The 26,822-nt window shown below is 64.7% G+C and carries 26 protein-coding genes; 23 read left to right on the forward strand and 3 right to left on the reverse strand.

The genetic code is table 11. The features are described from left to right. Positions 1-14 precede the first annotated feature (14 nt). The 9 genes from cobJ to HBH1_RS17500 are packed head-to-tail and all read left to right on the forward strand — an operon-like array spanning position 15 to position 9,429. Positions 15-1,574: a precorrin-3B C(17)-methyltransferase gene (cobJ, locus tag HBH1_RS17460; RefSeq protein WP_102663769.1), complete on the forward strand. Its 1,560-nt coding sequence runs from the start codon at positions 15-17 to the stop codon at positions 1,572-1,574. Positions 1,575-1,612: 38 nt separating this feature from the next. Further along, a complete protein-coding gene (locus tag HBH1_RS17465) occupies positions 1,613-2,716 on the forward strand; it encodes a CobW family GTP-binding protein (protein WP_102663846.1) in 1,104 nt (367 codons plus the stop codon). Between the two features lie 25 nt (positions 2,717-2,741). Next, positions 2,742-3,344: a cob(I)yrinic acid a,c-diamide adenosyltransferase gene (cobO, locus tag HBH1_RS17470; RefSeq protein ID WP_102663770.1), complete on the forward strand. Its 603-nt coding sequence runs from the start codon at positions 2,742-2,744 to the stop codon at positions 3,342-3,344. After that, entirely contained in the window at positions 3,344-4,678 is a 1,335-nt protein-coding gene (locus HBH1_RS17475) for a cobyrinate a,c-diamide synthase (RefSeq protein WP_102663771.1), read from the forward strand. The genes cobO and HBH1_RS17475 overlap by 1 nt, the downstream gene beginning before the upstream one ends. Beyond that, a complete protein-coding gene (gene bluB / locus HBH1_RS17480; RefSeq protein ID WP_102663772.1) occupies positions 4,675-5,358 on the forward strand; it encodes a 5,6-dimethylbenzimidazole synthase in 684 nt (227 codons plus the stop codon). Before HBH1_RS17475 ends, bluB begins: the two co-directional genes overlap by 4 nt. Continuing rightward, the gene (gene cobU / locus HBH1_RS17485; protein ID WP_102663773.1) at positions 5,355-5,966 is read left to right on the forward strand and encodes a bifunctional adenosylcobinamide kinase/adenosylcobinamide-phosphate guanylyltransferase; all 612 of its coding nucleotides are present in this window, start codon (positions 5,355-5,357) and stop codon (positions 5,964-5,966) included. Before bluB ends, cobU begins: the two co-directional genes overlap by 4 nt. Continuing rightward, positions 5,960-6,907 carry an adenosylcobinamide-phosphate synthase CbiB gene (gene cbiB, locus HBH1_RS17490; protein ID WP_102663774.1) on the forward strand — a complete coding sequence of 316 codons (948 nt, stop codon included), beginning with the start codon at positions 5,960-5,962 and terminating at the stop codon, positions 6,905-6,907. Before cobU ends, cbiB begins: the two co-directional genes overlap by 7 nt. Beyond that, a complete protein-coding gene (cobD, locus tag HBH1_RS17495; protein WP_102663775.1) occupies positions 6,900-7,922 on the forward strand; it encodes a threonine-phosphate decarboxylase CobD in 1,023 nt (340 codons plus the stop codon). The genes cbiB and cobD overlap by 8 nt, the downstream gene beginning before the upstream one ends. After that, complete coding sequence (locus HBH1_RS17500; protein ID WP_102663776.1) at positions 7,915-9,429, forward strand: cobyric acid synthase; 1,515 nt, start codon at positions 7,915-7,917, stop codon at positions 9,427-9,429. The genes cobD and HBH1_RS17500 overlap by 8 nt, the downstream gene beginning before the upstream one ends. A 69-nt stretch (positions 9,430-9,498) precedes the next feature. Here HBH1_RS17500 and HBH1_RS17505 read toward each other — a convergent pair whose 3' ends face one another. Then, positions 9,499-9,696, reverse strand: a complete 198-nt coding sequence (locus HBH1_RS17505; RefSeq protein ID WP_006713029.1) for a hypothetical protein — start codon at positions 9,694-9,696, stop codon at positions 9,499-9,501. A gap of 301 nt (positions 9,697-9,997) precedes the next feature. Between HBH1_RS17505 and HBH1_RS17510 the strand changes: the two genes are divergently transcribed. The 7 genes from HBH1_RS17510 (at position 9,998) to HBH1_RS17540 (ending at position 14,161) form a co-directional block, all read left to right on the forward strand. Continuing rightward, positions 9,998-10,414, forward strand: a complete 417-nt coding sequence (locus HBH1_RS17510; RefSeq protein WP_102663777.1) for a PAAR domain-containing protein — start codon at positions 9,998-10,000, stop codon at positions 10,412-10,414. Positions 10,415-10,416: 2 nt separating this feature from the next. Continuing rightward, positions 10,417-10,920 (forward strand): DUF4123 domain-containing protein, encoded by a 504-nt coding sequence (locus HBH1_RS17515; protein ID WP_102663778.1) that lies wholly within the window; start codon positions 10,417-10,419, stop codon positions 10,918-10,920. Then, on the forward strand, positions 10,904-11,251 hold the full coding sequence (locus HBH1_RS17520; protein WP_102663779.1) for a hypothetical protein: 348 nt from the start codon (positions 10,904-10,906) through the stop codon (positions 11,249-11,251). The genes HBH1_RS17515 and HBH1_RS17520 overlap by 17 nt, the downstream gene beginning before the upstream one ends. Then, positions 11,251-11,856, forward strand: a complete 606-nt coding sequence (locus HBH1_RS17525) for a restriction endonuclease fold toxin 5 domain-containing protein (RefSeq protein ID WP_102663780.1) — start codon at positions 11,251-11,253, stop codon at positions 11,854-11,856. The genes HBH1_RS17520 and HBH1_RS17525 overlap by 1 nt, the downstream gene beginning before the upstream one ends. 14 nt (positions 11,857-11,870) lie before the next feature. Next, on the forward strand, positions 11,871-12,590 hold the full coding sequence (locus HBH1_RS17530) for an immunity 52 family protein (RefSeq protein ID WP_233207647.1): 720 nt from the start codon (positions 11,871-11,873) through the stop codon (positions 12,588-12,590). Next, entirely contained in the window at positions 12,590-13,342 is a 753-nt protein-coding gene (locus HBH1_RS17535; RefSeq protein ID WP_233207648.1) for an immunity 52 family protein, read from the forward strand. Before HBH1_RS17530 ends, HBH1_RS17535 begins: the two co-directional genes overlap by 1 nt. Before the next feature lie 93 nt (positions 13,343-13,435). Beyond that, positions 13,436-14,161: an immunity 52 family protein gene (locus HBH1_RS17540; RefSeq protein ID WP_102663782.1), complete on the forward strand. Its 726-nt coding sequence runs from the start codon at positions 13,436-13,438 to the stop codon at positions 14,159-14,161. Positions 14,162-14,264: 103 nt separating this feature from the next. Here HBH1_RS17540 and HBH1_RS17545 read toward each other — a convergent pair whose 3' ends face one another. Together HBH1_RS17545 and HBH1_RS17550 are read right to left on the reverse strand one after the other, a co-directional pair. After that, complete coding sequence (locus tag HBH1_RS17545; protein WP_102663783.1) at positions 14,265-15,251, reverse strand: response regulator transcription factor; 987 nt, start codon at positions 15,249-15,251, stop codon at positions 14,265-14,267. Continuing rightward, positions 15,229-18,693: an ATP-binding protein gene (locus HBH1_RS17550; RefSeq protein ID WP_102663784.1), complete on the reverse strand. Its 3,465-nt coding sequence runs from the start codon at positions 18,691-18,693 to the stop codon at positions 15,229-15,231. The genes HBH1_RS17545 and HBH1_RS17550 overlap by 23 nt, the downstream gene beginning before the upstream one ends. Before the next feature lie 539 nt (positions 18,694-19,232). On the opposite strand from HBH1_RS17550, the gene urtA reads away from it, so the two are divergent. The 7 genes from urtA (at position 19,233) to fmdA (ending at position 26,581) form a co-directional block, all read left to right on the forward strand. Then, positions 19,233-20,489 carry an urea ABC transporter substrate-binding protein gene (urtA, locus tag HBH1_RS17555; protein WP_077236840.1) on the forward strand — a complete coding sequence of 419 codons (1,257 nt, stop codon included), beginning with the start codon at positions 19,233-19,235 and terminating at the stop codon, positions 20,487-20,489. A gap of 124 nt (positions 20,490-20,613) precedes the next feature. Next, complete coding sequence (gene urtB / locus HBH1_RS17560; protein ID WP_006713022.1) at positions 20,614-21,531, forward strand: urea ABC transporter permease subunit UrtB; 918 nt, start codon at positions 20,614-20,616, stop codon at positions 21,529-21,531. A gap of 43 nt (positions 21,532-21,574) precedes the next feature. Further along, positions 21,575-22,804, forward strand: a complete 1,230-nt coding sequence (gene urtC / locus HBH1_RS17565) for an urea ABC transporter permease subunit UrtC (protein WP_102663848.1) — start codon at positions 21,575-21,577, stop codon at positions 22,802-22,804. Next, positions 22,801-23,568, forward strand: coding sequence for an urea ABC transporter ATP-binding protein UrtD (urtD, locus tag HBH1_RS17570; protein WP_102663785.1), 768 nt, complete (start codon positions 22,801-22,803; stop codon positions 23,566-23,568). Before urtC ends, urtD begins: the two co-directional genes overlap by 4 nt. Positions 23,569-23,593: 25 nt before the next feature. Beyond that, positions 23,594-24,283, forward strand: a complete 690-nt coding sequence (gene urtE, locus HBH1_RS17575; RefSeq protein ID WP_102663786.1) for an urea ABC transporter ATP-binding subunit UrtE — start codon at positions 23,594-23,596, stop codon at positions 24,281-24,283. Positions 24,284-24,313: 30 nt separating this feature from the next. Then, positions 24,314-25,345 carry an aliphatic amidase gene (locus HBH1_RS17580; RefSeq protein ID WP_102663787.1) on the forward strand — a complete coding sequence of 344 codons (1,032 nt, stop codon included), beginning with the start codon at positions 24,314-24,316 and terminating at the stop codon, positions 25,343-25,345. 57 nt (positions 25,346-25,402) lie between these two features. Further along, positions 25,403-26,581 carry a formamidase gene (gene fmdA / locus HBH1_RS17585; protein WP_102663788.1) on the forward strand — a complete coding sequence of 393 codons (1,179 nt, stop codon included), beginning with the start codon at positions 25,403-25,405 and terminating at the stop codon, positions 26,579-26,581. Positions 26,582-26,822 lie beyond the last annotated feature (241 nt).

Consider the following 26,822-nt stretch of genomic DNA (forward strand, 5'->3'; position numbering starts at 1 on the left):
TGCAGGAAAACAGAATGGAAGCAGTCAAGAATAAAGGCGTATTGAACCTGGTCTCGGTCGGCCCCGGTTTCGAGGAGATGATCATCCCGCGTGCCATCGAGGCCTTGCGCGAGAGTGAGGTCATCGTCGCCTACGAGTTGTACCTGCGCTGGATCGCCGCACACATCGAGGGCAAGGAAATCCACACCCCGCCGCTGACGCAGGAGCGCGAGCGCGCCTTGCTGGCCATCGAACAGGCCCGCGCCGGGCGCCGGGTGGCGCTCATCTCCAGCGGTGACATCGGCATCTACGCCATGGCGGCGCTGGCCTTCGACGACATGCGCGAGGACGACACCTACGAGGTCAATGTCATCCCCGGCGTGACCTCGGCCAATGCCTGCGCATCGCTCCTGGGCTCGCCGCTGTCGCACGACTTCGCCACGCTGTCGCTGTCCAACCTGCTATGCCCGTGGTCGTGGATCGAACAGCGCGCCAGCCACATCGCCCAGGCCGACCTGGCCTGCGTGCTCTACAACGTGCAGAGCGCCGGCCGGCAGGAGGGCGTCTATCGCATCCTGCAACTGATGCTGCAGCACAAGGCCCCGCATACCCTGTGCGGCGTGGTGCGCAATGCCTACCGCCCGGGCCAGCAGGTCTCCATCCATCGCCTGGATGAATTGCCGGGCCTGCAGTTCGACATGCTGACCTCGATCGTCATCGGCAACCGCTTCACCCAGCGCAAGCGCGGCTGGATTTTCACCCCGCGTGGCTACAACGACTGGAGCGAAGAATCGCAAGCCCAAGCCGCCGCTCAACTGCCAGCACAGGCGGTGTGGGTGTTCGCCGGCACCAGCGACGGCAATGCGCTGGCCGCCGAGCTGGCCGGGCAGGGCCGCAGCGTCGTGGTCTCCACCGCCACCGACTATGGCGGCCAGCTGGCGCGCGGCGATTGCCCGGGCGTGTTCGTCTGGTCCGGCCGCCAGGGCGTGGAGGCGCGCCGCCAGGCCCTGCGCGACAGTCAGGCCCGGGTGCTGGTGGATGCCACCCATCCCTTTGCGGTGCAGATGTCGCAGCAACTGATGTCGCTGGCGCAGGAGCTGGGCATTCCCTACCTGCGCTATGAGCGCCCCAGCGAGATCGCCGCCGATGATCCCCACGCCTGCGCCGACATGCAGGAGGCCGCCGCCCGGGCCATTGCCATGGGGCGCCGCATCTTCCTGGCCACCGGCTCCAAGGACCTGGCGACCTTCCTGCAGGCCAGCGGTGCGCAGGAACGCCAATGGTTCGCCCGCGTCACGGCCGATCCCGACTTCCTGCGTCGCGCCCTGGAACTGGGCCTGCCGCGTGCGCAGCTGTGCGCCATGCAGGGGCCGTTCTCGCAAGCCTTCAACGAAGCGCTGTGGCGCGACTGGGGCATCGATTGCGTGGTCACCAAGGATTCCGGCGAGGCCGGCGGCTATCGGGCCAAGGTCGAGGCAGCGCGCGCCCTGGGCATCCCGCTGCTGACGGTACGCCGTCCACGCCTGGACTACCCGCTGGTGGCCCATGATTTCGCTGAAGTCCATGCCCGCCTGGCGGCACTGGCGGGAGCCTGACGGTGAGCGCCGTATCGGCTCCAGCATTGGCCAACGCCATGCCGCCCATCCCGGTGACCGTGGTCACCGGCTTCCTCGGGGCCGGCAAGACCACGCTGCTGCGCGCCCTGGTGCAGCGCCGCCAGTCGCGCCGGCTGGCCTTGCTGATCAATGAATTCGGCGAAGTCGCCATCGACGGCGACCTGCTGCGCGCCGAGGGCGATGGCCAGGGTCAGGTGCAGATCCAGGACTTTGCCCATGGCCTGATCGCCTATGGTGAGGACGAGCAGTTCGTGCCGGCCATGCTGGCGCTGGCCTCCCGCCGTGCGCAGATCGACCATGTGCTGATCGAAACCTCTGGCCTGGCCCTGCCCAGCGCCGTGATGGAGGTGCTGCAGTCGCCCGAGCTGGCGCCGCACTTCGTGCTGGACGCCACCCTGGCCGTGGTCGATACCCCGTTGCTGCTGGAAGAGGCCTTCGCCAGTGGCGACGCGGTGCGCGATGCCACCGCCAGCCTGTTCCGCCAGCAACTGGAATGTGCCGACGTGGTGGTCCTCAACAAGATCGACGGCATGGACGAAGCGCCCTTGCTGCAGGCTGAAGCCACCGTGCGCGCACTGGCACCCAATGTGCGCTTCCTGGAACTGGCCTATGGCGCCCGGCTGGATATCCGCCTGGCACTGGGCCTGCGCCTGCACCAGGCGGGCGCGACCGTGCATCACCACTACACGCCGGTGGGCATGCCGGGCGAGCGCGCCACGGTCGCGGCCGACCAGCGCCGCTTCAACGGCCATGCCCACTCCGGCCTGGGTGCGCACAGCCACGGGCTGTCCACCCACAAGCACTTCCATGAGCAAGACCCCGGCTGGCAATCCTTCACGCTGCGCAGCACGGCGCCGCAGGACCCGGAGCGCCTGCGCCAGGCGGTGGCTGCCGCCGCCCTGGCCGAACCCATCCTGCGCACCAAGGGCTTCGTGCACAGCGCCGCCGGCCCGCTGCTGCTGCAGGCGGTGCGCGCCCGCGTGGTGGCCGCCGCCAGCGGGCAGGGCGGTACCGCCAGCCACGATGGCAAGCACAGCGAACTGGTCTTCATCGGCTACCATCCCAGTCGCAGCAACGTCGCCCGCATCCTTGCCGAGCGCACCGGTGCCGACTGGACCTGAATGAATCTTTGGAAAGAACCCGACCGTGAAAACCGATCCCGACTCCCACAAGCGCATGACCCAGCGCCACAAGGAAGGCTTTGAAAAGAAGAAGGCCGCCGCCCAGCTGGAAAAGGGGCTGCTGATCGTCAACACCGGCACCGGCAAGGGCAAATCCAGCGCCGCCTTCGGCATGGGCATGCGCATCCTCGGCCATGGCATGAAACTGGGCGTGGTGCAGTTCATCAAGGGCGCGCTCTACAGCGCCGAACGCGACTTCCTGGGCAGCCATGCGAATTGCGACTTCCACGTCGTCGGCGCGGGCTATACCTGGGATACCCAGGACCGCGAAGCCGACATGCGCACCGCTGCGCGCGGCTGGGCCGAGGCGCTGCGCATGATCAACGACCCCAGCTATGACATGGTGATCCTGGACGAACTCAACATCGTCCTGAAATACCAGTACCTCGATCTGGAAGAAGTGCTGCGTGTCTTCGCCGGCCGTCGCGAGATGCTGCACATCGTCGTCACCGGCCGTCACGCGCCCGAGGCGCTGATTGAACAGGCCGATCTGGTCAGCGAGATGCGCCCCGTGAAGCACCCCTACAAGGAGCAGGGCGTGAAGGCGCAGAAAGGCGTGGAATTCTGATGTCCGAACTTCATCACAGCTGCCCGGCCCTGTTCATCTCGGCCCCGGCCTCCGGCCACGGCAAGACCACCATCACGGCCGCGCTGGCGCGTCTCTACCGCAGCCAGGGCAGGCGCGTGCGGGTGTTCAAGACCGGCCCTGATTTCCTCGACCCCATGGTGCTGGAGCAGGCCAGCGGCCAGCCGGTGGTCAACCTCGACCTGTGGCTGGGCGGCGAAGACCACTGCCGGCGCCAGGTGGCGCTGGCCGCGGCCGAGGCCGACGTGCTGCTGGTAGAGGGCGTCATGGGCCTCTACGATGGCGAACCCAGCAGTGCCGACCTGGCCCAGTTGCTGGGCATCCCGGTGGTGGCGGTGATCAATGCGCGTGGCATGGGCCAGACCATCGGCGCGCTGGCGCAGGGCCTGCTGGCCTACCGGCCCGAACTGAAGTTTGCCGGAGTGCTGGCCAATGGCGTGGCCAGCCCACGTCATGCGCAGATGCTGCGCCAGGGCCTGCGCAACGCCCGCCCATCGGTGCCGCTGCTGACCGGCTTGCAGCGCGACATGCAGTTCGCCCTCCCGGAGCGCCACCTCGGCCTGGTGGCCGCACCCGAGATCGCCGACCTCGATGCGCGCCTGGACGCGGTGGCCGAGCGCATGTCCAGCACCTCCCTGGCCACGCTGCCGGACCCGGTGGACTTCGGCACACCACCGCCGGAGCGCGACTTCGCGCGCCTGCTGGCAGGCAAGACCATCGCCGTGGCGCGCGACTTGGCGTTTTCCTTCATCTACACCGCCAACCTGGAATTGCTGCAACAGATGGGCGCCAGCCTGGCCTTCTTCTCGCCGCTGGCCGATGATCCCTTGCCGCCCTGCGATGCGGTGTGGCTGCCGGGTGGCTATCCCGAGCTCTACCTCGCCACGCTGCAGGCCGCGCAGGTCACCCAGTCCGGCCTGCGCGCGCATGCGGCTGCCGGCAAGCCGCTCTACGCCGAGTGCGGCGGCATGCTGTTCCTGCTGGACAGTATCGTCGGCCAGGACGGCAGCAGCGGCCAGATGTGTGGCGTGCTGCCCGGCCAGGCCACGGTGCAGCCACGCCTGCAGGGGCTGGGTTACCAGACCCTGAAGTTGAACCTGCCGGGCGCCGTGGGCGAGCATCTGCGCTGCCACACCTTCCACTATTCGCGGGCGGTGGTGGGCGCGCAATTCATGGCGCGGGGCGAGCGCCTGTTCGATTCTTCCGAGGGCGAGGTGGTGTATCGCCAGCAACAGGTCACCGCCAGCTACCTGCACGCCTATTTCCGTTCCGCCCCGCGCACCGTGGCGGCCCTGCTGGGAGGCGCGGTCGCATGAACCCGACGGCCTCGCCCCAGCCGGCCCATCGCTATCCGCAGGAGCAGATCGACGCCCTCTATCGCGTCATCCGCGAGCGGCGCGACATGCGCCACTTCCTGCCCGACCCGGTCGAGCCGGCCCTGCTGGAACGCCTGCTGCAGGCCGCGCACCAAGCGCCCAGCGTGGGTTTCATGCAGCCCTGGCGCTTCATCCGCATCGCTGATCGCGACCTGCGCCAGGCCATCCACGCACTGGTCGAGCAGGAACGCGTGGCCACCGCGCAGGCACTGGGCCAGCGCGAGGACGAGTTCATGCGCCTGAAGGTGGAAGGCATCCTGGAGTGCGGCGAAGTGCTGGTCGCCGCCCTGATGGACCACCGCGAAGCCCACGTCTTCGGCCGCCGCACGCTGCCGCAGATGGATCTGGCCTCGCTTTCCTGCGCGCTGCAGAACATGTGGCTGGCCGCCCGTGCCGAAGGCCTGGGCATGGGCTGGGTGTCACTGTTCGATCCGCTGGCCCTGGCGAAGCTGCTGCAGATGCCGGCCGGCGCCGAGCCGATGGCTGTGCTGTGCCTGGGCCATGTCCCGGCCTTCTACGAACGGCCCATGCTGGAACAGGCGCAATGGGCCACGCGCCAGTCACTGGCCGATCTGGTCTATCAGGACCGTTGGCCCGCCCAGGGAGAACCACAAGCATGAAACCCGCTTCCCGCCCGCCGCAACGCACCCTGGTGTTCGGCGGCGCCCGCTCCGGCAAGAGCGCACATGCCGAGCAACTGGCACTGGCCGCCTGGCAGGCCGGCGCTGCCGAGATCGTCTATCTCGCCACCGCCAGCCGCCGCGCCAGCAGTGACGACGCCGAGATGCAGGCCCGCATCGACCACCACCAGCAACGCCGACTGGACTTGGGTGGCCCTTGGCGCACGGTGGAAGAACCGCTGGCCCTGGGCCAGGCCCTGCGCGAGCACAGCCGCCCCGATCGCGTGGTGCTGGTCGATTGCCTGACCGTGTGGCTGGCCAACCTGCTGTTTGCCGACGGCATGGCATTTCCTGAACTGGGGCCGATCGACCCGCCAGCGGCATTCACGCTGCAGCGGGTGGATTTCCTGCGCGCCTTGCAGGAGGTCGCGGGGCCGGTGATCATCGTTTCCAATGAAGTGGGCATGGGCATCATCCCGCAGGGCGCCATCTCGCGCTGGTTCGTGGACGAGGCCGGCCGCCTGAACCAGGCCGTGGCCGCCCTCTGCGAACGGGTGCAATGGGTCGCCGCCGGGTTGCCCCTGAGCCTGAAGGACAGCCCATGCTGAGCGGCCTGTCCTGGCCCTGGCTGGCGGTGCTGATGGCGCTGGGCGTGGCGCTGGACCTGGCCCTGGGCGAGGCGCGGCGCTGGCATCCGCTGGTCGGTTTCGGCAACCTGGCCAAAGCCATCGAGCGCACCCTCAACCAGCGCCCGGCACTGCGCCTGCGCGGCGTGCTGGCCTGGAGCCTGGCGGTGCTGCCGCCGGTGCTGGTGGCCGCGTGGCTGCTGGCGGCCGCGCCCTGGTGGCTGGCCGCCTTGCTGCATGCGGCGCTGCTGTATTTCTGCATCGGCCTGCGCAGCCTGCGCGAACATACCCTGCCCATCGCTCAGGCGCTGGCCACCGGCGACCTGCCGCAGGCACGCCGCCTGACCTCCTACATCGTCAGCCGCGACACGCGCCATTCCAGCGAGCAGGAACTGGCAAAGGCTGGCGTCGAATCGCTGCTGGAGAACGGCAACGACGCCGTCTTCGGCACGCTGTTCTGGTTCCTGGTGGCCGGCGGCCCCGGCGCCTTGCTGTTCCGCCTGGCCAATACCCTGGATGCGATGTGGGGCTACCGCACGGCGCGCTTCCTGCACTTCGGCTGGGCCGCAGCACGCATCGACGATGCCTTGAACTGGCTGCCGGCACGCCTGACCGCCTTGTCCTACGCCTGGCTGGGCCAGCGGCGCCAGGCCATGGCCTGCTGGAAGGAACAGGCCCCGGCCTGGAACAGCCCCAATGCCGGGCCGGTGATGGCCGCAGGCGCCGGTGCGCTGGGCCTGGCCCTGGGCGGGCCGGCGATCTATGACGGCGAACTGGAACAGCGCCCGCCACTGGGGCGCGGCCCCATGCCGCAAGGGCCGGACATCGTGCGCGCCTGGCGACTGGTGGCCATGAGCACGGCCCTGTGGCTGGCCGTCATCAGCGCCGTGGCGCTGCTCTGCCTGGGAGGCCTGCATGCTTGAACACGGCGGCAACCTCAACGACGCGGCGCGCCACTATGGCCGTCCCCGCAGCCAATGGCTGGACCTGTCCACCGGCATCAACCCCCGACCCTATCCGGCGCCGGCCATCGCCGCCGACGCCTGGCACCGCCTGCCCGAAGCCTCGCCGGCGCTGGAGCAGGCCGCCTGCGCCTACTACGGTGCGCCCCGCATGCTGGCCGTGGCCGGCACCCAGGCCGCCATCCAGGCATTGCCGCAACTGCGCCTGCGCCAGGATGGACGCCCGGCCCAGGTGGTGGTGGCCGCGCCCATCTACGCCGAACATGCGCACTGCTGGCAGCGCGCCGGCCATGCGGTGCGCGAAGTCCCGTACGCCGCGCTGGACGAGGCAGTGCAGGGCGCTGCCTGCGACGTGCTGGTGCTCTGCAATCCCAACAATCCCACCGGTACGCGGGTGGCCCCGGCCCAGCTCCTCCAATGGGCCGCGCACCTGGCCGCACGCGGCGGTTGGCTGGTGGTGGACGAAGCCTTCGGCGATACGTTCCCCGAGCAGAGCGTGGCCGCCCACACGGCGGCCCACACGGCCAGCTCCGGCCTGATCGTATTGCGCTCGGTGGGCAAGTTCTTCGGCCTGGCCGGCCTGCGGCTGGGCTTCGTGGCCGCCGCGCCGACGCTGCTGGATGCGCTGGCCGACTGGCTGGGACCCTGGACCATCAGCGGCCCGGCCCAGCAGATCGGTTGTGCCGCCCTCGGCGACAGCCAGTGGCAGCAGGCCACCCTGCAGCAACTGCTGGCAGCCGGCGAGCGCCTGCAGGCCCTGCTGGCCGCCCATGGCATCGCCTCCCATGGCACGGCGTTGTTCCAGTGGTGGCCGGAACCGCAGGCCGTGGCGTTTCACCAAGCCATGGCGCAAGAGGGCATCTGGGTGCGCCTCTTCACCCGTGGCGCCGGTGGCATCCGCCTTGGCCTGCCGCCTGACGAAGCCGGCTGGGAGCGGCTGCAACAAGCCCTGCATAGATGGAGCCGACGTGGCTGATTTCCCCTTCCACACCCTGATGATCCAGGGCACCACCTCGGACGCCGGCAAGAGCACCCTGGCGGCCGCCCTGTGCCGGCTGCTGAAGAAGGACGGCATCCCCGTGGTCCCGTTCAAGCCGCAGAACATGGCCCTGAACAGCGCCGTCACCGCCGACGGCGGCGAGATCGGCCGCGCCCAGGCCCTGCAGGCCCAGGCCGCCGGCATCGCCCCGCATACCGACATGAACCCGGTCCTGCTCAAGCCCTCCAGCGACACCGGCGCCCAGGTCATCGTGCACGGCAAGGTGCGCGCCGACATGAACGCCCGCGACTACCACCGCTACAAGACCGAGGCCATGCAGGCCGTGCTGCAATCCTATGCCCGCCTGCGCGCGCACTATGCCTGCGTCATCGTCGAAGGCGCCGGCAGCCCGGCCGAGATCAACCTGCGCGCCCGCGACATCGCCAACATGGGCTTTGCCGAAGCAGTCGATTGCCCGGTCATCATCGTGGCCGACATCGACCGTGGCGGTGTCTTCGCACACCTGACCGGCACCCTCGATTGCCTCTCCGAGAGGGAGCGCGAGCGCGTGGTCGGCTTCGTCATCAACCGCTTCCGGGGCGACATCAGCCTCCTGCAAGGCGGGCTGGACTGGCTGGAGCAACGCACCGGCAAGCCGGTCCTGGCGGTGCTGCCCTACCTGCACGGCCTGCAGCTGGACGCCGAAGATGCGGTCGCCGCCACGCAGGAGCACAAGGGGGATTTCCGCGTGGTGGTACCGGTCTTCCCGCGTATTAGCAACCACACCGACTTCGACGCGTTGCGCGCCCATCCCGACCTCGACCTGCGCTTCATCGGCCCCGGCCAGCCGATTCCCCCGGCCGACCTCATCATCCTGCCCGGCAGCAAGAACACCCGGGGCGACCTGCAATGGTTGCGTCAGCATGGCTGGACCGAAGCCATCAGCCGCCACCTGCGCTATGGCGGCAAGCTCATCGGCATCTGCGGCGGTTTCCAGATGATGGGCGAGCGCATCGACGACCCGCATGGCGTGGAAGGTACCCCCGGCAGCAGCGCCGGCCTGGGCCTGCTCGCCATGCACACCGAACTGACGCAGGAAAAGCGCCTGCTGCAGGTCAGCGGCCACTGTAACTTCGATAACTTCGGTAACTTCGGTAACTTCGGTAACTTCGGCAATCCCGGCCAGGGCAACGCCAGCGTGCGCGGCTACGAAATCCACATGGGCGTCTCACACGGTGCCGCGCTGGAGCGACCGGCCTTCGTCATCGAAGGGCGGGGCGAGGGCGCACAATCGGCCGATGGCCAGTTGCTGGGCAGTTACCTGCACGGCATGTTCGACCATCCGCAGGCACTGGCCGCCTTGCTGGCGTGGGCCGGCCTCAAGGACGCTGCCGCGCTGGACCTGGACGCCCTGCGCGAAGCCAGCCTTGAGCGCCTGGCCGAGGCCACCCGGCCTCTCTACGACGCCTTGCGCGAACTCTCCACGCGCTTTGGCCGCGACTGAACCGCGAAAAGAAAATCCCGGCCTTGCGGGCCGGGATGCTGGTGGTAGGGGAGGTTGGCGGAACCTGCTTCAGGCCAGGGCTTCCTTGGCGGCTTCTTCCGGGGTCAGGCCGTCGTAGAACAGATCGGTGAACCACTCCACCTGTTCTTCGATGTGCTCCTGCGCCTGGTCCAGCGTGGCGCCGCCCTTGACCAGGAATTGCTCGACTTCGGTACACCATTGGATCAGGGCTTCGGTTTCCGGGTCCAGTTTCTCTTTCTTGGGCATGATGACTCCTTGCTTCGGTGATGATGGGCGTAAGTGCCCTGTGCAAGGATAGGGCAAAGCGCCCGCTCATGTGAAATTTTCTTCAGGCGCCCGCCGATCCCATCTCGTATTTCACCTGGAAAAGTCCCCCTCTTTTACGAGCAATCGATCTGATTGTTTCGGTATTTCCCTGCTAATTTCCCTCGTAACTTTACTCCGCCGATGGGCCATGGAAAATGCCCACCTTTCGGCCCGGCGGCAGTGATCAAGCGAGCACAACAACACAGCACCGGTGGCCCATGTCCAACCTAACGAGGAAATCATGGATCGTCCCTTCATCACCCTTGGCGACAAGACCAGCCACGGCGGCACGGTCATCAGCGCCGACCTGACCTGCAGCATCAACGGCAAGTACATGGCCCGCGTCGGCGACAAGGTGGTCTGCCCCCAATGCAAGGGCGTATTCGCGATCAACTCCGGCGCCCCCGACATGGTGGATGGCGAGGGACGCAGCTACGCCCGCCACATGGACACAACCGACTGCGGCGCCAGCCTGATCTCCGGGGAGGCGACAACGGCCTGGTCGGACGAGTCATCGCTGGGTGATCCGGCAGCTGACGCCAAGGCCGAGGCGCTGGCGACGGCTTCCCGGGTTGCCGCGCCGACCGACTCCGGCATCTGCCTGGATTGCCTGCGCAAAGCCGCGCACTTCGGCAGCCCGACCGTGATTCGGGAGTGACCATGCTCGACGTGCAATCACGCTTGGAAAAACTGCACCACACCATGCCCGCGCTTCGACTGTATGCACTGGTCGATGGCGTGCAGTACCAGGCCCAGCTCTGCAAGCAACTCCATCCGGGAGTCGGACTGTTCCCACTGTTCGCGGGGACACCGGATGCCGCGCTGGCCCACGCCGGCCCTTGGCTGGTGGACACGACCATCGCCAACAAGGCCAGCATCGCCGAACTGATCACGCTGGAGCGTGATGCGCCGTCGGTGACCTGGCTGATCGCGCCGCAAGACCTGGAAGGCCTCGGGCAACTGCTGCAACTGCGGCTCGACGTGCAGCTTCCGGATGGCCGCAGCGCCTTGCTTCGCTTCTGGGACCCGCGCGTTCTGGTCAATCTGGCGCGCACGCTGGACGGTGCGCAGCGTGAAGCCTTCTTCGGCTACATCCATGAGTGGCACCTGCTGCATGAAGGCCGGCGCGTCTGGATCGGGAGGCAAGATGCTCACGCTCGGTGAGGCACAGTGGCAGGCCCTGCAACAGAGTGAAGCCCGCCAGTTCGTAGCAGCCGTGTGCGACGCCTTCCTGGGCGATCGACCCGAGATGCGCGACCACCCCGGCCGGGAAGAAGTGCTGAAACGGATGCAGCACGCCTACGACTACGCCGCCCGGACAGGCTTCACCAGCACCCCCCACATCGTGCAGCTGATGTACCTGACGGCGGACGCTGCGCGCATCCACGATGACCCACTGGTCGATCGCTATCTGCGCAAGCCCGGCGCGACGCCGGAACAACGGCTCGACGACCTCAATGCCGTCATGAAACAGCTACTGAAAGGAGATCGTTGATGGCAGCACTGGCAATACCATTGATCGAGGGCGTGGGCGCCCGTCTCCTGGCCGCAGTCGGTGCAGGCGTCGCCGCCGGCGCGGCCGGTGTGGCCGCCAATGAGCAGGCACGCAAGCGCCAGGAGGAAGCTGAAAAAGCCAAGTCTGCGCCCATTGCACGTACTGAAACACAAACCAAAAACCGCAAGAAGTGCCCTGACTGCACGGCCGATCGTGGCGCACCATTCAATCGCTCTACCGCTGGATGGTCTGAGATATCGATTGCCTACCAGGCCCGCATCGGTGGCATGCCTAAAGGGCCGGGGTTCATCACTGAGTGGTTGTTCAACGGGGTCGCCTTTGATGGCTTCGATTCCAGCGAATGCCTGTTGAAGGAAGCCAAGGCAAAGTACGACCAGTTTTTCGATGAATTCAGGGAGGTTCGTAGCTGGTGGAAAGATGGGGCAAACAAGCTGACCGAAGAGGCTTACCGCCAGGCGGCAGGAGCGCAACCGCGCCCACCTGTTGGACTTCGATGGCACTTCATGGAGCCTATCAGCTACCGTTACTTCTCCCGAATCATCAAAGCCGCTTATCCAGACATTGAGGTGATATTTCAGCCATGAAACCGACTCCCGCAATGGAACTGTTCTTCCGAAGAGGACAGCCGACACTGATTGACGTTCCAACACAGTTGCAAGAGCTGTACGAGTTTACGCGTGCTGTGGAATCTTTCTCACCACTGTTCCATCACTGGTTACTTTCCTCAGATAAGAGCAAGGTGGATGCGCTCCTGTACAAGGCGTTCGATGAGAATGGGCCGACTGCCCAAGCGCTGGCCGTTCTGGAGCAGCGAAGCAAAGGCGTCACCGACATTCGCTCAATCTCCTTGTGGAACGGTGCAGATGTTGATGCGCAGAGTGCCGGACTCTCATCGCTCACCAATGTCCTTGGCCGCCCGGACAGCATCGAGTTTTCACTGCGTCTGGAGCCTGAGGTCAACGACTGGCGAACCCCAGTGGTTTGGTTGAAGAAAGCCATATCAATTTGGAATCCAAGCTTCGCTGTATTTGGCCCTTACTGGTACAGCGATCACAAGGTTTTTGAGGACCGGCCTGGAGCAAGTTGGATGCTCTATCTTCCCTGCGTGCTGGACGCCCAACAAGTCCCCGATGCTCGTGCAATTGTGCCGGTCATGGGCAAGGACGAAAAAGGCAAAGTGATTCAAACAGGAACGATCGTGGTCAGCATCACTGACGAACCTTTCTCAGACGAAAACCCGGAACACGTCAAGGTTGCCAATGCCATCGAAATCCGCTTGGTTGATCAAGACTTGCTTCCCCGCTTCGGGGACGTGTGATGGCGATGACAGATCGTTTTGACACGGCTAAGCGCCCATATGAACTGATCGCCATCTTCCGTCAACCCGGCCCGCTGCATGTGGCAGCCATGTTGACGGAGCTGCATTCAATCCGCGCCGAGTTGAGGGCTTGTTCACCGTTGCTTGATGAATGGCTCCTGAAGGGCGACACCAAGAACGAGGCCTATCTTTGCAAGGTCTTCGATTCCACAGGCCCTACGACAGCGGCCACTGCCGTCCTCGCCGAGTCATTGAAGAAGATAGCCGATCCCAAGATCGTCGGGATGTGGAATGGGAGGGAGGGCCCGGAAGGGGCTTCACTGCAATACATTGGCCGGGTTGCTCCTGAGACGAGCATGATCATGCTAATAGCGGATCCCGGAGCGTTTTCTAAGTCCATTGAACCGGCCTTGAGACTTGTTCTCAGAGGTGTCAGTTTGCTGGCCCCTTCGGTGGTGACGGTGGAGACAACGAGCTACTTCGACAAGAAGGTCTTCGAGGATCGCCCTGGAGTCGGATGGATGCTCTACCTGCAGCGAGTGCTGACCGCCCAGCAGGTCCCCGAGGCACGGGCACTTGTGCCGGTCATGGGTAAGCGAGAAAAAGGCAAGGACATACAAACCGGAACGATCATCGTCAGCGTCACCGACGCACCGTTTTCCGACGAAAACCCCGAACACGTCAAGGTCGCCAATGCCATCGAAATCCGCTTGTTCGATCAGGACTTGCTTCCCCGCTATATGGACTTGTGACGGTGGAATAAGCTCAACTTTGTAGACGGCGCCTGGCTTGGCAAGATCACCCCGGTGATTCGGGAACGCACTTTTCAACGGGTTTAATCTGCTATGAAACATGCCTACGATATTTCAATATCGCTCCGCCATGCGGGAGACTTGTCAGTCAGCATTCTCGTCGAAGAGCTGCGCCTTCTGGTCGTCGAGCTGCAGAAACTATCGCCATCGCTCCATGAATGGCTGCTCACCGGCGACACCCGCGATTCAGCACTGTTGTACGGTGTTTTTACTTGCGCCTCGACCACGACATCGTCCCTGTCAGTGCTTGAAAATCGCCTCAAAGGGGGGATCGATCCACGAATCATCTCGATCTGGAATGGAAAGGAAGGGCATGCAGCCGCATCACTCAGGATTATGGCACGCCCCGCGCCGCACTTAAGCCTTGTGACGTTCGTCGGGCGTCCCCGGTCATTCTCATCTGACTGGAATATGGTGGCCAATGTGGTGGCGCGGAGTGCTGGTATTTGGGCTCCCCATTATGTTTCTGTACAAAGCAATGGCTACTGGGAACATAAGGCTTTCAAGGATCGTCCGGGCGTCGGCTGGATGCTCTATCTGCCGGAAGTGGTGATCCTAAAGCAAGTGCCAGAAGCAGCCGCACTCGTGCCTGTCATGGGCAAGGACGCAAAGGGCAAGGACAAACAGATTGGAACGATCATCGTCAGCGTCACCGACGCACCGTTTTCCGACGAAAACCCGGAACACGTCAAGATCGCCAATGCCATCGAAGTCCGCCTGGTCGATCAAGACTTGCTCCCCCGCTACGCAGACCTGTGAAGGGGCTCATGGTTCGACTTTGAACGGTCGGATCGTCCTTGCGACGTTGGCAATGAATCGATGAATCCGGCCGTCTGCATTCCAGCGTGATCAATCCATCGGCTCATTGCAGCAACTGACTCCCGCCTCCCGCCGCCACGCTACTGGCCAGCACCGCCGCCGCCGAGCGGGTTTCCACGCCCAGTTTCACGAAGATGTGTTCCAGGTGCTTGTTCACCGTGCGCGGGCTCATGCCGAGGATGTCGGCGATGTCGCGGTTGGTCTTGCCCTTGCCCAGCCACAGCAGGACGTCGCTCTCGCGCGGGGTGAGCCGGCAGGCTTCCAGCGAGGCGGGTAGCACCGGGCCGTCTTCCGGCCGGGCCAGCGCTGCCGGGCCGCCGGTCTTTTCTTCCAGCAGCAGGCTGGCGCCATGCCCCTGGCCGGGGCCGCACAGGGTGATGTGCAGTTCGCCCTGGTCCAGGCGCACCACCAGCGGGGGCAACTGGTCCAGGTTCTCGCCCTGGCGCTGGCGCACCAGTTGTTCGTTCAGCCAGACCTGCAGTGCCGCCGGCAGCCGCTGGCTGCCCGGTGCGGGGGCGCCGAAATACTTCTCCAGCCATTGCGAGGCCTTGCTGGTCTGCCAGGTCGGCAGGCCATTGCCGCCCAGGACGATCACCGCGTGCGCGGCCTGTTCCAGGACCCCGCGTGCCTGCGACATCATGCGCCCGGTGCGGATGTGGGCGCCGATGCGGGCCACCACTTCCTGCGGGCGGATCGGCTTGGTCACGTAGTCGATGCCGCCGACTTCGAAGCCGCGCACCACATGTTCGGTCTCCGACAGGCCGGTCATGAAGACCACCGGTACGTGATTGACCTGCCGCAGTTGCTTGATGCGACGGCAGGTCTCGAAGCCGTCGATGCCGGGCATCATGGCGTCCAGCAGGATCAGGTCGGGCGTGATGTGATCCAGCCGCTGCAGCGCCGAGAGACCGTCGGTGGCGACCAGCACGATGTGGCCGCTTTCGTCGAGGGCGTCGGACAACATGGCCAGGTTGTCGGGCATGTCATCGACGATCAGTACGACTTGCCTATCGAACGTCGTTGAGATCATGGCGGATCAGCTCCTTGATGCGGGTGACATATTCGTTGAGTCGGAATTGCCTGACCAGTTGCCGCAACTCCGTGGTGAAGGGCAGGTAGGCCGGGTTCTGGCGGTCCATGGCGTCCAGCTGGCGCAGGATTTCCTTGGCATAGCCGATGCTGCCCAGTTGCAGCAGGGCGGCCAGCCTGTCCTGGCCCGGCACCAGCATCAGTGGCTTGGCCGTGATGGTGGTGGTGGCGGTGGTGGCGGGCGGCGTGGCAGTGGGTGCCGAGGCGGTCGTGCCGGGCGCCACCCAGTCCAGTTGCAGGTGCTGCCGGATCTTGCCCAGCAGCTCGTTGTACGACACCGGCTTGACCAGGAAATCGTTGACCAGTGGCGCACCGTTGCGTTCGTGCAGGTTCTCGAAGGCATTGGCCGAGACCAGCAGGATGGGCAACTGCGTCAGCCCCCGCGCGCGGATGGCGCGGGCCACGCTCCAGCCATCCATCTGCGGCATGGCGATGTCGAGTAGGATCAGGTCCGGCACCTCGTGCGCCAGTCTTTCCATGCAGGCCAGGCCGCTGTCGGCCTCGCTGACCGCAAAGCCCAGCGGGGCCAGCATGTCCTTCAACAGGCGCCGTTGCGAGGCCTGGTCGTCCACCACCAGGATATGGCGCGAGGGGCCGGCGTAGCCGGACATCTGGTCTTCCAGTTGTAGCCGGGGGCGCGGCACATGCACCTCCGGCAGGTAGAGCTTGAGCTGGAAGCTGCTGCCGCTGCCGACCCTGCTCTGTACGCTCAGTTCGCCCCCCATGATGTGCACCAGCATGCGGCTGATGGCCAGGCCGAGGCCGGTGCCGATGTCTTCACGCAGGCTGGCCGCGTTGCTGCGTTCGAAGGGCAGGAAGATACGCTCCAGGTCGTCGTCGGCGATGCCGATGCCGGTATCGACCACCTCGAACCAGGCGATCTCGCGGGCATAGCGCACCTTCAGGGTGACCCCGCCACGGTCGGTGAACTTGACGGCATTGCCCAGCAGGTTGATGAGGATCTGCCGCAGCCGCTTCTGGTCGGCATGCACGATGTGCGGCAGGCGGCCGGTTTTTTCGAAGCGGAACTGCAGGCCCTTCTGTTCGGCCTGCGGGGCGAACATACCCACGATCTGTTCCAGGAAGGCTTCCAGCGCCAGTTCGTCGGAGGCCAGGCGCATCTTGCCGGCCTCGATCTTGGCGATGTCCAGCAGGCCGTCGATCAGGCTCAGCAGGTGTTCGCCGCTGCGGCGGATGATGGCGATGGCTTCCTTGCGGGCCGGCGGGATGGTGGCGTCCACATGCAGGATCTGCGCATAGCCGAGGATGCTGTTCAAGGGCGTGCGCAGCTCGTGGCTCATGCCGGCTACAAAGCGGCTCTTGGCCAGGTTGGCCGATTCGGCGGCTTCCTTGGCGCGCTGCAGTTCGGCGTCGGTCTGCTTGTGGGCTTCGATTTCCTGCAGCAGCAGGTTGGTCTGGCGCTCTGATTCTTCCTGCGCGACGGCGCGGCTTTCATTGGTCAGCACCAGCCACCACGCGCCCACGCCGACCACCACCAGCAAGAGGCAGAACAGCTTGATGAAGACGCCCCGCAGCGAGTCGGGCGCGGCCAGCGTCAGGCCGGAGAGGTCGGCCATCTGCTGGAAGTACAGCATCCACAGCACGATGGCCAGGCCACCGGCCAGGAGACCGAAGACGCTCAGGTAATGGCCGATGCGGGTATTGAGCTTGAGCGCGAAGCGCGCCGGGATCAACTGGCGCAGGGTGTGCAGGATCTGGTTGGGCAGCCTTGCGCGCGGGGTCTTGCAGCGGTCCTTGCAACGCGCATCGAGCGAGCAGCACAGCGAGCAGATGGCGCCCTGGTAGGCCGGGCAGTGCGCCATGTCCGGGGTTTCGAAGGCATTGCCGCAGATGACGCAGTCCAGTACCGAGGGGCTGTGGCCGGGCGTGTAGGGGCGATAGCTCTGTTCGGACAAGGTATCGCGGCGGGCGATGTAGTAGCGGCTGCCGGTGGCCACCGCGATCAAGGGTGCGCTCACCAGGGCCGTCCCCAGGGCGATGAAGGGGGAGAGTGCTGCCACCGTCTTGCCCAGCACGCCGGACATGGCCAGCGTGGAGAGCAGGGTGGCGATCACCATCGAGCCCACACCGACCGGGTTGACGTCGTACAGGTGGGCGCGCTTGAACTCGATATGCGCCGGACTCAGGCGCAGCGGCTTGTTGATCACCAGGTCGGCCACCACCGCGCCGATCCAGGAGATGGCCACCAGGCTGTAGAGCGCCAGTACATGTTCCAGCGCATTGAACACACCCAGCTCCATCAGCAGCACCGCGATCAGGACATTGAACACCAGCCACACCACCCGGCCCGGGTGGCTGTGGGTCAGGCGGGCGAAGAAATTGGACCAGGCCAGCGAACCGGCATAGGCATTGGTGACATTGATCTTGATCTGCGACACCACCACGAACAGCACCACCGCCCCCAGCGCCAGGGCCGGATTGCCGAACACGTACTGGTAACCGATCAGGTACATCTGGGTCGGTTCCACTGCGCGCGCCATCGGCACCTCGTGCTGGATGGCAAGAAAGGCCAGCAGCGCGCCACCCAGCATCTTGGCGCCGCCCAGCAGAATCCAGCCGGGCCCGGCCAGCAGCAGGGCGCTCCACCAGCGGCCGCGATTGGCGGCGGTCTTTTTCGGCAGGAAGCGCAGGAAGTCGACCTGCTCGCCGATCTGGGCGATCAGCGAAAAGGCCACCGTCGCCGCCGCGCCGAACAACAGCAGGTTGAAGGAACTGCCTTCCTCGGCGCGACCGGCAAAGCTCATCAGGTTGCGCAGGGCGTCGGGTTCCTTGTACAGCACGCACAGGTAGGGCAGCACCAGCAGCACCAGCCACAGTGGCTGGGTCCACATCTGCAGGCGGTTGATGAGGGTGATGCCGTAGGCCACCATGGGAATGATGATCAGCGAACAGAGCACATAGCCATACACCAGCGGCAGGCCGAAGTAGATCTCGATGGCCTGGGCCATGATGGCCGCTTCCAGCGCGAAGAAGATGAAGGTGAAGCTGGCATAGATCAGCGAGGTGATGGTCGAGCCGATGTAGCCGAAACCGGCGCCGCGCGTGAGCAGGTCCATGTCCACCCCGTAGCGCGCCGCGTAGTAGCTGATCGGCAGACCGGTCAGGAAGAACAGCACCACCACGCAGACGATGGCCCAGAAGGCATTGGTGAAGCCGTAGCTGAGGGTGATGGCGCCGCTGATGGCTTCCAGCGCCAAAAAGGAGGTCGCGCCCAGGGCCGTGTTGGCCAGGCGGAATTCGGACCAGCGGCGAAACGACAGCGGCGTATAGCGCAGTGCGTAGTCTTCCAGGGTCTCATTGGCGACCCAGGTGTTGTAGTCGCGGCGGACCTTGACGATGCGTTGTGTGGCGGGATGGGTCACGTTGGCTCGGGGGGAAGTCAGGTCATCTCGTCAGGTCCTGGGTTGCCGGACCGCTCGCGTTCAGGCGCAAGCAATTTTCAAACCATTTGGACGGTGAGGGCATACGTCAAATGACGTATGTGCGCTGCCGCATTCCACGGGAATTCACCAAAACACAGCAGACCCGCAGGAGGTATTGCCACCCCGGCAAGAGCATCGCCACGCTCCCCGCCATTTGCCTGCACCAACAACAGGCAGCAGGCGGGCAAAAGCTGTGCAGGCGGGCGGCCGGCAGTGGCCGGGAGCTTACGTCAAACAACGTATTGTTGCGCTGCACTGCCGATCCTATTCTGCCTCCCAGAACGAAGGGCAGGGCCAGCGCAGCTAAAGGCCGGCTTGAAGGAATATTCATATGTAGCAGGAGACGTTTTCCTGAATGCCACGCCAGTGGCGGGCCTTTCCCTCGTTTGTTCACTTTTCCGTTTTTTACCGGCTTTTTTTCCGCACGACGCCACGTTGCCCGGCCGGCATCCAACAACAACGACCGAAAGGAGTACCGCATGTCGCATTCCTCGTCTTCCAATCCGCCCTCGCTGCCGCGCCGCAAGGTCCTCATGGGCCTGGCCGCCGGTGCTGCCGCAGCCGCCCTGCCGGGCATGGCCTCGGCCCAGCAGTATCCGACCGCCAAGGTCAATACCACCAAGCTGGCCATCACCGACACCGAGGTCACCGTGGGCCAGCTGCACTCGGCCACCGGCACCATGGCCATCAGCGAGACCGGGTCGATCCAGGCCGAGCGCCTGGCCATCGACCAGATCAATGCCATGGGCGGCATCCTCGGTCGCAAGATCAAGATCATCCAGGAAGACGGTGCCAGCGACTGGCCGACCTTCGCCGAAAAGGCCAAGAAGCTGCTGGAGAACGACCGCGTGGCGGCCGTCTTCGGTTGCTGGACCTCGGCCTCGCGCAAGGCGGTGCTGCCGGTGTTCGAGAAGGACAACGGCCTGCTCTACTACCCGACCTTCTACGAAGGCCTGGAGCAGTCCAAGAACGTCTTCTATACCGGGCAGGAGGCGACGCAACAGGTGCTGGCGGGCCTGAACTGGGTGGCCAAGGAAAAGAAGGCCAAGACCTTCTTCCTGGTCGGCTCGGACTACATCTGGCCGCGCACTTCCAACAAGATCGCCCGCAAGCACATCGAGAACGTGCTCAAGGGCTCGGTGGTGGGCGAGGAATACTATCCGCTGGGCAACACCCAGTTCGGCTCGCTGATCAACAAGATCAAGCTGAAGAAACCCGACGTCATCTTCGCCGACGTGGTGGGCGGCTCCAATGTCGCCTTCTACAAGCAGCTCAAGGCCGCCGGCGTCACCGCCAAGACCCAGAACCTGCTGACCATCTCGGTCACCGAAGACGAAATGCTGGGCATCGGTGGCGAGAACGTGGAGGGCTTCTTCGCTTCCATGAAGTATTTCCAGAGCCTGGACAACGCCAACAACAAGAAATTCGTGGCCGAGTTCAAGGCCAAGTTCGGCGCCAATTCGGTCATCGGCGACGTCACGCAGGCCGCCTACCTCGGCCCCTGGTTGTGGAAGGCGGCGGTGGAGAAGGCCGGCAGCTTCGACGTCGACAAGGTGGTGGCAGCCTCGCCCGGCATCGAACTCAAGACCGCGCCGGAAGGCTACGTCAAGGTCCACGAGAACCATCACCTGTGGAGCAAGACCCGCATCGGCGAAGCGCAGAAGGATGGCCAGTTCAAGGTGGTCTACGAGTCCGACCTGATCGAACCGAATCCCTTCCCCAAGGGTTACCAGTAAGCAGTAGGCGTCTCTTCACTGCGTAGCAAAGCGGCGGCGTCTGTAGTGACATGCGGGCGCTGCCGCCCCTTACCGGTCAATTCGGTCAATTCGGTCAATTCATCCTTGCCCATCGGGAGTCAACATGGTTTCTCTATCCGAATTCGGCGCCATCTTCGCCATGCAGGGCTTCAATGGCCTCTCGGTGTTCTGCGTCCTGTTGCTGATGGCGCTGGGCCTGGCCATCATCTTCGGGCAGATGGGCGTGATCAACATGGCCCACGGTGAATTCCTCACCATCGGCGCCTACATCACCTATCTGCTCTCACATCTCACCACCACCTATGCGCCGGCCTTGCAGCCGATCTACTTCTTCGTGGCCATCGTGCTGTCCTTCGCGGTGGCCTATGGCGTGGGCTACCTGACCGAACTGCTGCTGATCAGCCGCCTCTACAAGCGTCCGCTCGATACGCTGCTGGCCACCTGGGGCCTGTCGCTGGCGATGCAGCAGACCTTCCGCTCCATCTTCGGCGCCAAGGAAGTCAGCGCCACCCTGCCGGACTGGCTGATGGGTTCCTTCAAGCCGACCGACGCCATCGACATTCCCATCAATGGCCTCTTCATGATGGGCATCACGGTGCTGCTGACGGGGGCCATCTTCGTGCTGCTGTTCCGCTCGCGCTGGGGCCTGCAGGTGCGCGCCACGATGCAGAACCGGGTCATGAGCGGGGCGGTGGGCATCAATACCCGCAAGGTCGATCGCACCACCTTCGCGCTCGGTTGCGGCGTGGCCGGGGTGGCGGGGGCGGCCTTCACCACCATCGGTTCCACCGGTCCCACCAGCGGCTCGCTGTACATCGTCGATACCTTCCTGGTGGTGGTCTTCGGCGGCGCGCAAAGCCTGATCGGCACCATTGCCTCGGCCTTCTCGATTGCCCAGACGCAGTCCACGGCGGAGTTCTTCCTGACCGGTTCCATGGCCAAGGTGCTCACGCTCTCGGCGGTGATCCTGATCCTGATGCTGCGTCCGCAGGGCCTGTTCTCGGCCAAGGTGCGCAAGTGATGGCCGGCTTTTCTTTCTCCAACAACCCGTGCGAGGTCCGATGATGCATGCAGCCTATGAAAAACTGTTGGGCGGGCGCTCCGGGGCGGTGGGCCTGCTGGTGATGGCGGTGCTGTTGCTGCTGGTGTTTCCGCTGACGCTGGACATGTTCCGTCTCAATCTTGTGGGCAAGTACCTGTCCTATGCCTTCGTGGCGGTGGGGCTGGTGCTGTGCTGGGGCTATGGCGGCATCCTGAGCCTCGGCCAGGGGGTGTTCTTCGGGCTGGGCGGCTATTGCATGGCCATGTTCCTGAAACTCGAAGCCTCCGACCCCATCAGCACCAAGATCCAGTCCACGCCGGGCATTCCCGACTTCATGGACTGGAACCAGATCACCGCCTTGCCGGCCATGTGGGAACCATTCCACAGCTTTGCCTTCACCGTGCTGGCGGTGCTGCTGGTGCCGACCATCCTGGCCATGCTGATCGGCCTGGCCATGTTCAAGCGCCGGGTGGGGGATGTGTATTTCTCCATCGTCACGCAGGCCATCGCCGCCATCCTCTCCATCCTCATCATCGGCCAGCAGGGCCTGACCGGCGGCGTCAACGGCATCACCGACCTGAAGACCCTGATGGGCTGGGACATCCGTACCGACCACGCCAAGCTGGTGCTGTACTTCGTCAATGCCGCCTTGCTGTTCGGCTGCATCCTGTTCGGCCGCTATGTGCTCGGCTCCAAGCTGGGGCGCCTGCTGGTGGCCATGCGCGACAAGGAGGAGCGGGTGCGCTTCTCGGGCTATGACGTGGCCAGCTTCAAGGTCTTCGTGTTTTGCGCGGCGGCCATGTTCTCGGCCATCGGCGGGGCCATGTTCACGCTACAGGTGGGCTTCATGTCGCCCTCCTTCGTGGGCATCGTGCCGTCCATCGAGATGGTGATCTATGCCGCCGTCGGTGGTCGCATGTCGCTGCTGGGCGCGGTGTACGGCACCCTGCTGGTGAACTTCGGCAAGACCTATTTTTCCGAGACCTTCCCCGAGCTGTGGCTGTTCCTCATGGGCGGCCTCTTCATCGCGGTGGTGATGTACTTCCCCAATGGTTTGGCCGGTCTCTGGCAGACCCAGGGCAAGCGGCTGATGGCGCGGCTGCGGGGCGAGCCCAAGCCGGCAGCGGTGACGCCAACTGTCGCCCCCGCTGCGGCCCCGACTGTCACGACTGTCGCGACGGCCCGTCCGTCCACCCCTGAACCCAAGCGCGACGGCATCGAGCCCGGCGCCACCCTGGAGGCCAGCAAATGAGCGAGAACCCCATCGGTTTCGAATCGGATGCCCATCCGGTCCTGGCCATCGAAGATCTGACGGTGTCCTTCGACGGTTTCAAGGCGGTGGACGGCCTCAATCTCTACGTGCAGCGCAACGAGGTGCGCGTGGTGATCGGCCCCAACGGTGCCGGCAAGACCACCGTACTGGACCTGATCTGCGGCAAGACCCGCGCCACCTCCGGCAGCATCAAGTTCAACAGCCATGAGCTGACGAAGATGAGCGAGCACGCCATCGTGCGGGCGGGGGTGGGGCGCAAGTTCCAGACGCCGTCGATCTACGAGAACCTGTCCGTCTTCGAGAACCTGGAAATGTCCTTCCCGCGTGGTCGCAAGGTGTTCGGCGCGTTGACCTTCCAGCGCTCGCCAGACGTGGTGGCACGGGTGGAGGCGGTGGCCGCCGAGATCTTCATCGACCAGCAGCTGCACACCCAGGCCGACCTGCTCTCGCACGGGCAGAAGCAGTGGCTGGAGATCGGCATGTTGCTGATGCAGGAGCCCGAACTGCTGATGCTGGACGAGCCGGTGGCCGGCATGAGCGTGTCCGAGCGCGAAAAGACCGCCGAACTGCTGGGCCGCATCAGCCAGGGCCGTTCGGTGGTGGTGATCGAGCACGACATGGATTTCGTCAAGAGCATCGCCCACAAGGTCACCGTGCTGCACCAGGGCAAGATCCTGGCCGAGGGCAGCATGGAGAAGGTGCAATCCGATCCCAAGGTGATCGATGTCTATCTCGGTCACTGAACGCCTACCCAACCCGGAGCCTGCCATGTTCAAAGTCTCGCAACTCGCCTCCGGCTACGGCCAGAGCAAGGTCATCCACGACGTCGACCTGTCGGTGGCCAAGGAAGAAATCGTCGCCGTCATGGGCCGCAACGGCATGGGCAAGACCACGCTGTTCAAGACCCTGATGGGCATCCTGCCGCTGCGCGGCGGCAGCATCAGCATCGACGGCGTCGAACTGGGCGCCCTGGAAAGCCACCAGCGCGTGGAGCGCGGCGTGGCCTATGTGCCGCAGGGGCGGATGATCTTTTCGCACATGACGGTGCTGGAAAACATCCAGACCGGTCTGCCGGCCTCGGCCCGGGGCAAGGTGCCGGACGAGCTGTATTCGCTCTTCCCGGTGCTCTACGACATGCGCACCCGCAAGGGCGGCAATCTCTCCGGCGGCCAGCAGCAGCAACTGGCCATTGCGCGGGCGCTGGCCACCAATCCTCGGGTGCTGTTGCTGGATGAGCCGACCGAGGGCATCCAGCCTTCCATCATCAAGGACATCGCCAGGAGCCTGAAGGAAATCCGCAAGATCCGCGCGCTCACCATCGTGGTCTCGGAGCAGGTGTTGAGCTTCACGCTGGAGATCGCCGACCGTTTCCTGGTGATCGACAAGGGACGATTCGTCTATGAAGACACGCGCGCCAATGTCGATGCGCCCACCATCAGCAAGTACCTGTCGGTCTGAATTCACCTGTTTGCGAGAAGGAGAAAGCCCATGAGACACGGAGACATTTCAAGCAGCAAGGATGCCGTCGGCGTGGCGGTGGTCAACTACAAGATGCCGCGCCTGCATACGCGGGCCGAGGTGCTGGAAAACGCCAGGAAGATCGCCACCATGCTGGTGGGCATGAAGCAGGGCCTGCCGGGGCTGGACCTGGTGGTGTTCCCGGAGTATTCGACCCACGGCATCATGTATGACCGCGACGAGATGTTCGAGACGGCCGCCACCATCCCCGGCGAGGAGACCGCCATCTTCTCGGAAGCCTGCCGCATCGCCGGTGTGTGGGGCGTGTTTTCGCTGACCGGCGAACGCCATGAAGAGCATCCGCGCAAGGTACCGTACAACACGCTCATCCTCATCAACGACCAAGGCGAGATCGTGCAGAAGTACCGCAAGATCATGCCCTGGACGCCCATCGAGGGCTGGTATCCGGGCGACACCACCTATGTCTGCGATGGTCCCAAGGGCTTGAAGATAAGCCTGATCATCTGTGACGACGGCAACTATCCCGAAATCTGGCGCGACTGCGCCATGAAGGGCGCGGAGCTGGTGGTGCGCTGCCAGGGCTACATGTACCCGGCCAAGGAACAGCAGATCATGGTCTCCAAGGCAATGGCCTGGATGAACAACGTCTACGTGGCGGTGGCCAATGCGGCGGGCTTCGATGGCGTGTATTCCTACTTCGGCCACTCGGCCATCGTCGGTTTCGACGGTCGTACCCTGGGCGAATGCGGCACCGAGGAAATGGGCATCCAGTATGCCGAGCTGTCCATCGGCGCCATCCGCGATGCGCGCCGCAACTGGCAATCGCAGAACCACCTCTACAAGCTGCTGCACCGGGGCTATACCGGCAAGATCAATTCGGGCGAATCACCGGCCGGCGTGGCCGAGTGCCCCTTCGATTTCTATCGCACCTGGGTCAATGACCCGCAGGCCGCCCGCGCCCAGGTCGAGGCGCTCACCCGCAACAGCGCCGGCACGCCCGAATGTCCGATGCCGGGGATTCCTACTGAGCCGGCGCCCTGAGCCCCAGGGCGCGCGTCCTCATCACGCTCATCACGCACCTACCACCAAGGAGATCGCATGCAACACTTCAAGATCAAGCCCGGCGTCCCGCTGGCAGAGCAGCCTGAACTGGGTCACAACCGCTGGCACCCGGACCTGCCGTTCCTGGCCTCGGTCAAGCCCGGTGAATCCATCCTGATCGAATCGCTGGACTTCCTGGATGCCCAGATCAAGGACACCGATGACGTCTCCGACGTCAAGAATGTCGACCTGACCCGCGCCCACCCGCTGACCGGTCCCTTCCACGTCGAAGGCGCCGAACCGGGTGACCTGCTGGTGATCGACCTGCTGGACATCAAACCGGTCACGCCGGTCGGTTTCTCGGGCGTGTTCGCCAAGGAAAATGGCGGCGGCTTCCTGGCCGATTACTTCCCCGAGGCCGACAAGGCCATCTGGGACCTGAAGGGCCTGTACGCCACTTCGCGTCACATCCCGGGCGTGCGCATCGCCGGCCTGACCCACCCGGGCCTGATGGGCTGCCTGCCGTCGCATGAGCTGCTGGCCGAATGGAACCGCCGCGAGGCACCGTTGGCCGCCAAGGGCCTGGCCAAGCCGCCCGATCCGAGCACCGCCGTGCTGCGCGGCCTGACCGGCGCCAAGTTCGACGAGATGGCCAAGGTCGCAGCGCGCACCGTGCCGCCGCGCGAGCATGGCGGCAATACCGATATCAAGGACCTGTCGGCCGGTACGCGCATCTTCTTCCCGGTGTATGTGAAGGGCGCCGGTTTCTCGATGGGTGACCTGCACTTTTCGCAGGGCGATGGCGAGATCGGCTTTTGCGGCGCCATCGAGATGGACGGCGTGAGCCACGTCGGCTTCGATCTCATCAAGGGCGGCATGGCGAAGTACAACATCACGTCGCCCATCTTCATGCCCAGCATCGTCAAGCCGCATTACGAGCAGTGGCTGACCTTCGAGGGCATCAGCGTGGAAAACGGCGTGAACTACTACCTTGATGCCACCGTGGCCTATCGCCAGGCCTGCCTCAAGGCCATCGACTACCTGACCCACTTCGGCTACACCGGCAGTCAGGCCTACATGCTGCTCACGGCCGCACCGGTGGAAGGGCGCATCGGCGGCATCGTCGATATTCCCAACTGCGCCTGCACGGTGGCCTTGCCGACCTCGATCTTCGATCAGGACATCACGCCCAAGGGCATGTTGAACGACAAGTCCTACTGGGGGCGCAAGGGCTGACGCCTGAGGCTTCGTTGTGCGTAGTGTGTAGGGCCTGTTCACATTTAATCTACGAGTGCGAGAGGTCGCCAAGCGTTGACTGCCTAGGCGCAGCGACGCGCCGTAGTGGTGCTACGGCAAGGAGCTGCAACAACGGCAGGCGACGCTTGGCGGCCTCTCCCGGAGGGTTGGCGCCAGAAGGCGCGCTGGCGGCGTTGCACGTCAGGACTGGTGGCACCACCACCAGCCCTGACGCGCGCCT

It is taken from the genome of Herbaspirillum sp. BH-1 (assembly GCF_002870055.1).
Lineage (GTDB): Bacteria > Pseudomonadota > Gammaproteobacteria > Burkholderiales > Burkholderiaceae_D > Herbaspirillum > Herbaspirillum frisingense.

What these genes read in the sequence shown, in the direction of transcription:
- cobJ (WP_102663769.1), top strand. Translation starts at nt 15, where the DNA reads ATGGAAGCAGTCAAGAATAAAGGCGTATTGAACCTGGTCTCGGTCGGC.
- HBH1_RS17465 (WP_102663846.1), top strand. Translation starts at nt 1,613, where the DNA reads ATGCCGCCCATCCCGGTGACCGTGGTCACCGGCTTCCTCGGGGCCGGC.
- HBH1_RS17475 (WP_102663771.1), top strand. Translation starts at nt 3,344, where the DNA reads ATGTCCGAACTTCATCACAGCTGCCCGGCCCTGTTCATCTCGGCCCCG.
- bluB (WP_102663772.1), top strand. Translation starts at nt 4,675, where the DNA reads ATGAACCCGACGGCCTCGCCCCAGCCGGCCCATCGCTATCCGCAGGAG.
- cobU (WP_102663773.1), top strand. Translation starts at nt 5,355, where the DNA reads ATGAAACCCGCTTCCCGCCCGCCGCAACGCACCCTGGTGTTCGGCGGC.
- cbiB (WP_102663774.1), top strand. Translation starts at nt 5,960, where the DNA reads ATGCTGAGCGGCCTGTCCTGGCCCTGGCTGGCGGTGCTGATGGCGCTG.
- cobD (WP_102663775.1), top strand. Translation starts at nt 6,900, where the DNA reads ATGCTTGAACACGGCGGCAACCTCAACGACGCGGCGCGCCACTATGGC.
- HBH1_RS17505 (WP_006713029.1), bottom strand. Translation starts at nt 9,696, where the DNA reads ATGCCCAAGAAAGAGAAACTGGACCCGGAAACCGAAGCCCTGATCCAA.
- HBH1_RS17510 (WP_102663777.1), top strand. Translation starts at nt 9,998, where the DNA reads ATGGATCGTCCCTTCATCACCCTTGGCGACAAGACCAGCCACGGCGGC.
- HBH1_RS17515 (WP_102663778.1), top strand. Translation starts at nt 10,417, where the DNA reads ATGCTCGACGTGCAATCACGCTTGGAAAAACTGCACCACACCATGCCC.
- HBH1_RS17520 (WP_102663779.1), top strand. Translation starts at nt 10,904, where the DNA reads ATGCTCACGCTCGGTGAGGCACAGTGGCAGGCCCTGCAACAGAGTGAA.
- HBH1_RS17525 (WP_102663780.1), top strand. Translation starts at nt 11,251, where the DNA reads ATGGCAGCACTGGCAATACCATTGATCGAGGGCGTGGGCGCCCGTCTC.
- HBH1_RS17530 (WP_233207647.1), top strand. Translation starts at nt 11,871, where the DNA reads ATGGAACTGTTCTTCCGAAGAGGACAGCCGACACTGATTGACGTTCCA.
- HBH1_RS17535 (WP_233207648.1), top strand. Translation starts at nt 12,590, where the DNA reads ATGGCGATGACAGATCGTTTTGACACGGCTAAGCGCCCATATGAACTG.
- HBH1_RS17540 (WP_102663782.1), top strand. Translation starts at nt 13,436, where the DNA reads ATGAAACATGCCTACGATATTTCAATATCGCTCCGCCATGCGGGAGAC.
- HBH1_RS17545 (WP_102663783.1), bottom strand. Translation starts at nt 15,251, where the DNA reads ATGATCTCAACGACGTTCGATAGGCAAGTCGTACTGATCGTCGATGAC.
- urtA (WP_077236840.1), top strand. Translation starts at nt 19,233, where the DNA reads ATGTCGCATTCCTCGTCTTCCAATCCGCCCTCGCTGCCGCGCCGCAAG.
- urtB (WP_006713022.1), top strand. Translation starts at nt 20,614, where the DNA reads ATGGTTTCTCTATCCGAATTCGGCGCCATCTTCGCCATGCAGGGCTTC.
- urtC (WP_102663848.1), top strand. Translation starts at nt 21,575, where the DNA reads ATGCATGCAGCCTATGAAAAACTGTTGGGCGGGCGCTCCGGGGCGGTG.
- urtD (WP_102663785.1), top strand. Translation starts at nt 22,801, where the DNA reads ATGAGCGAGAACCCCATCGGTTTCGAATCGGATGCCCATCCGGTCCTG.
- urtE (WP_102663786.1), top strand. Translation starts at nt 23,594, where the DNA reads ATGTTCAAAGTCTCGCAACTCGCCTCCGGCTACGGCCAGAGCAAGGTC.
- HBH1_RS17580 (WP_102663787.1), top strand. Translation starts at nt 24,314, where the DNA reads ATGAGACACGGAGACATTTCAAGCAGCAAGGATGCCGTCGGCGTGGCG.
- fmdA (WP_102663788.1), top strand. Translation starts at nt 25,403, where the DNA reads ATGCAACACTTCAAGATCAAGCCCGGCGTCCCGCTGGCAGAGCAGCCT.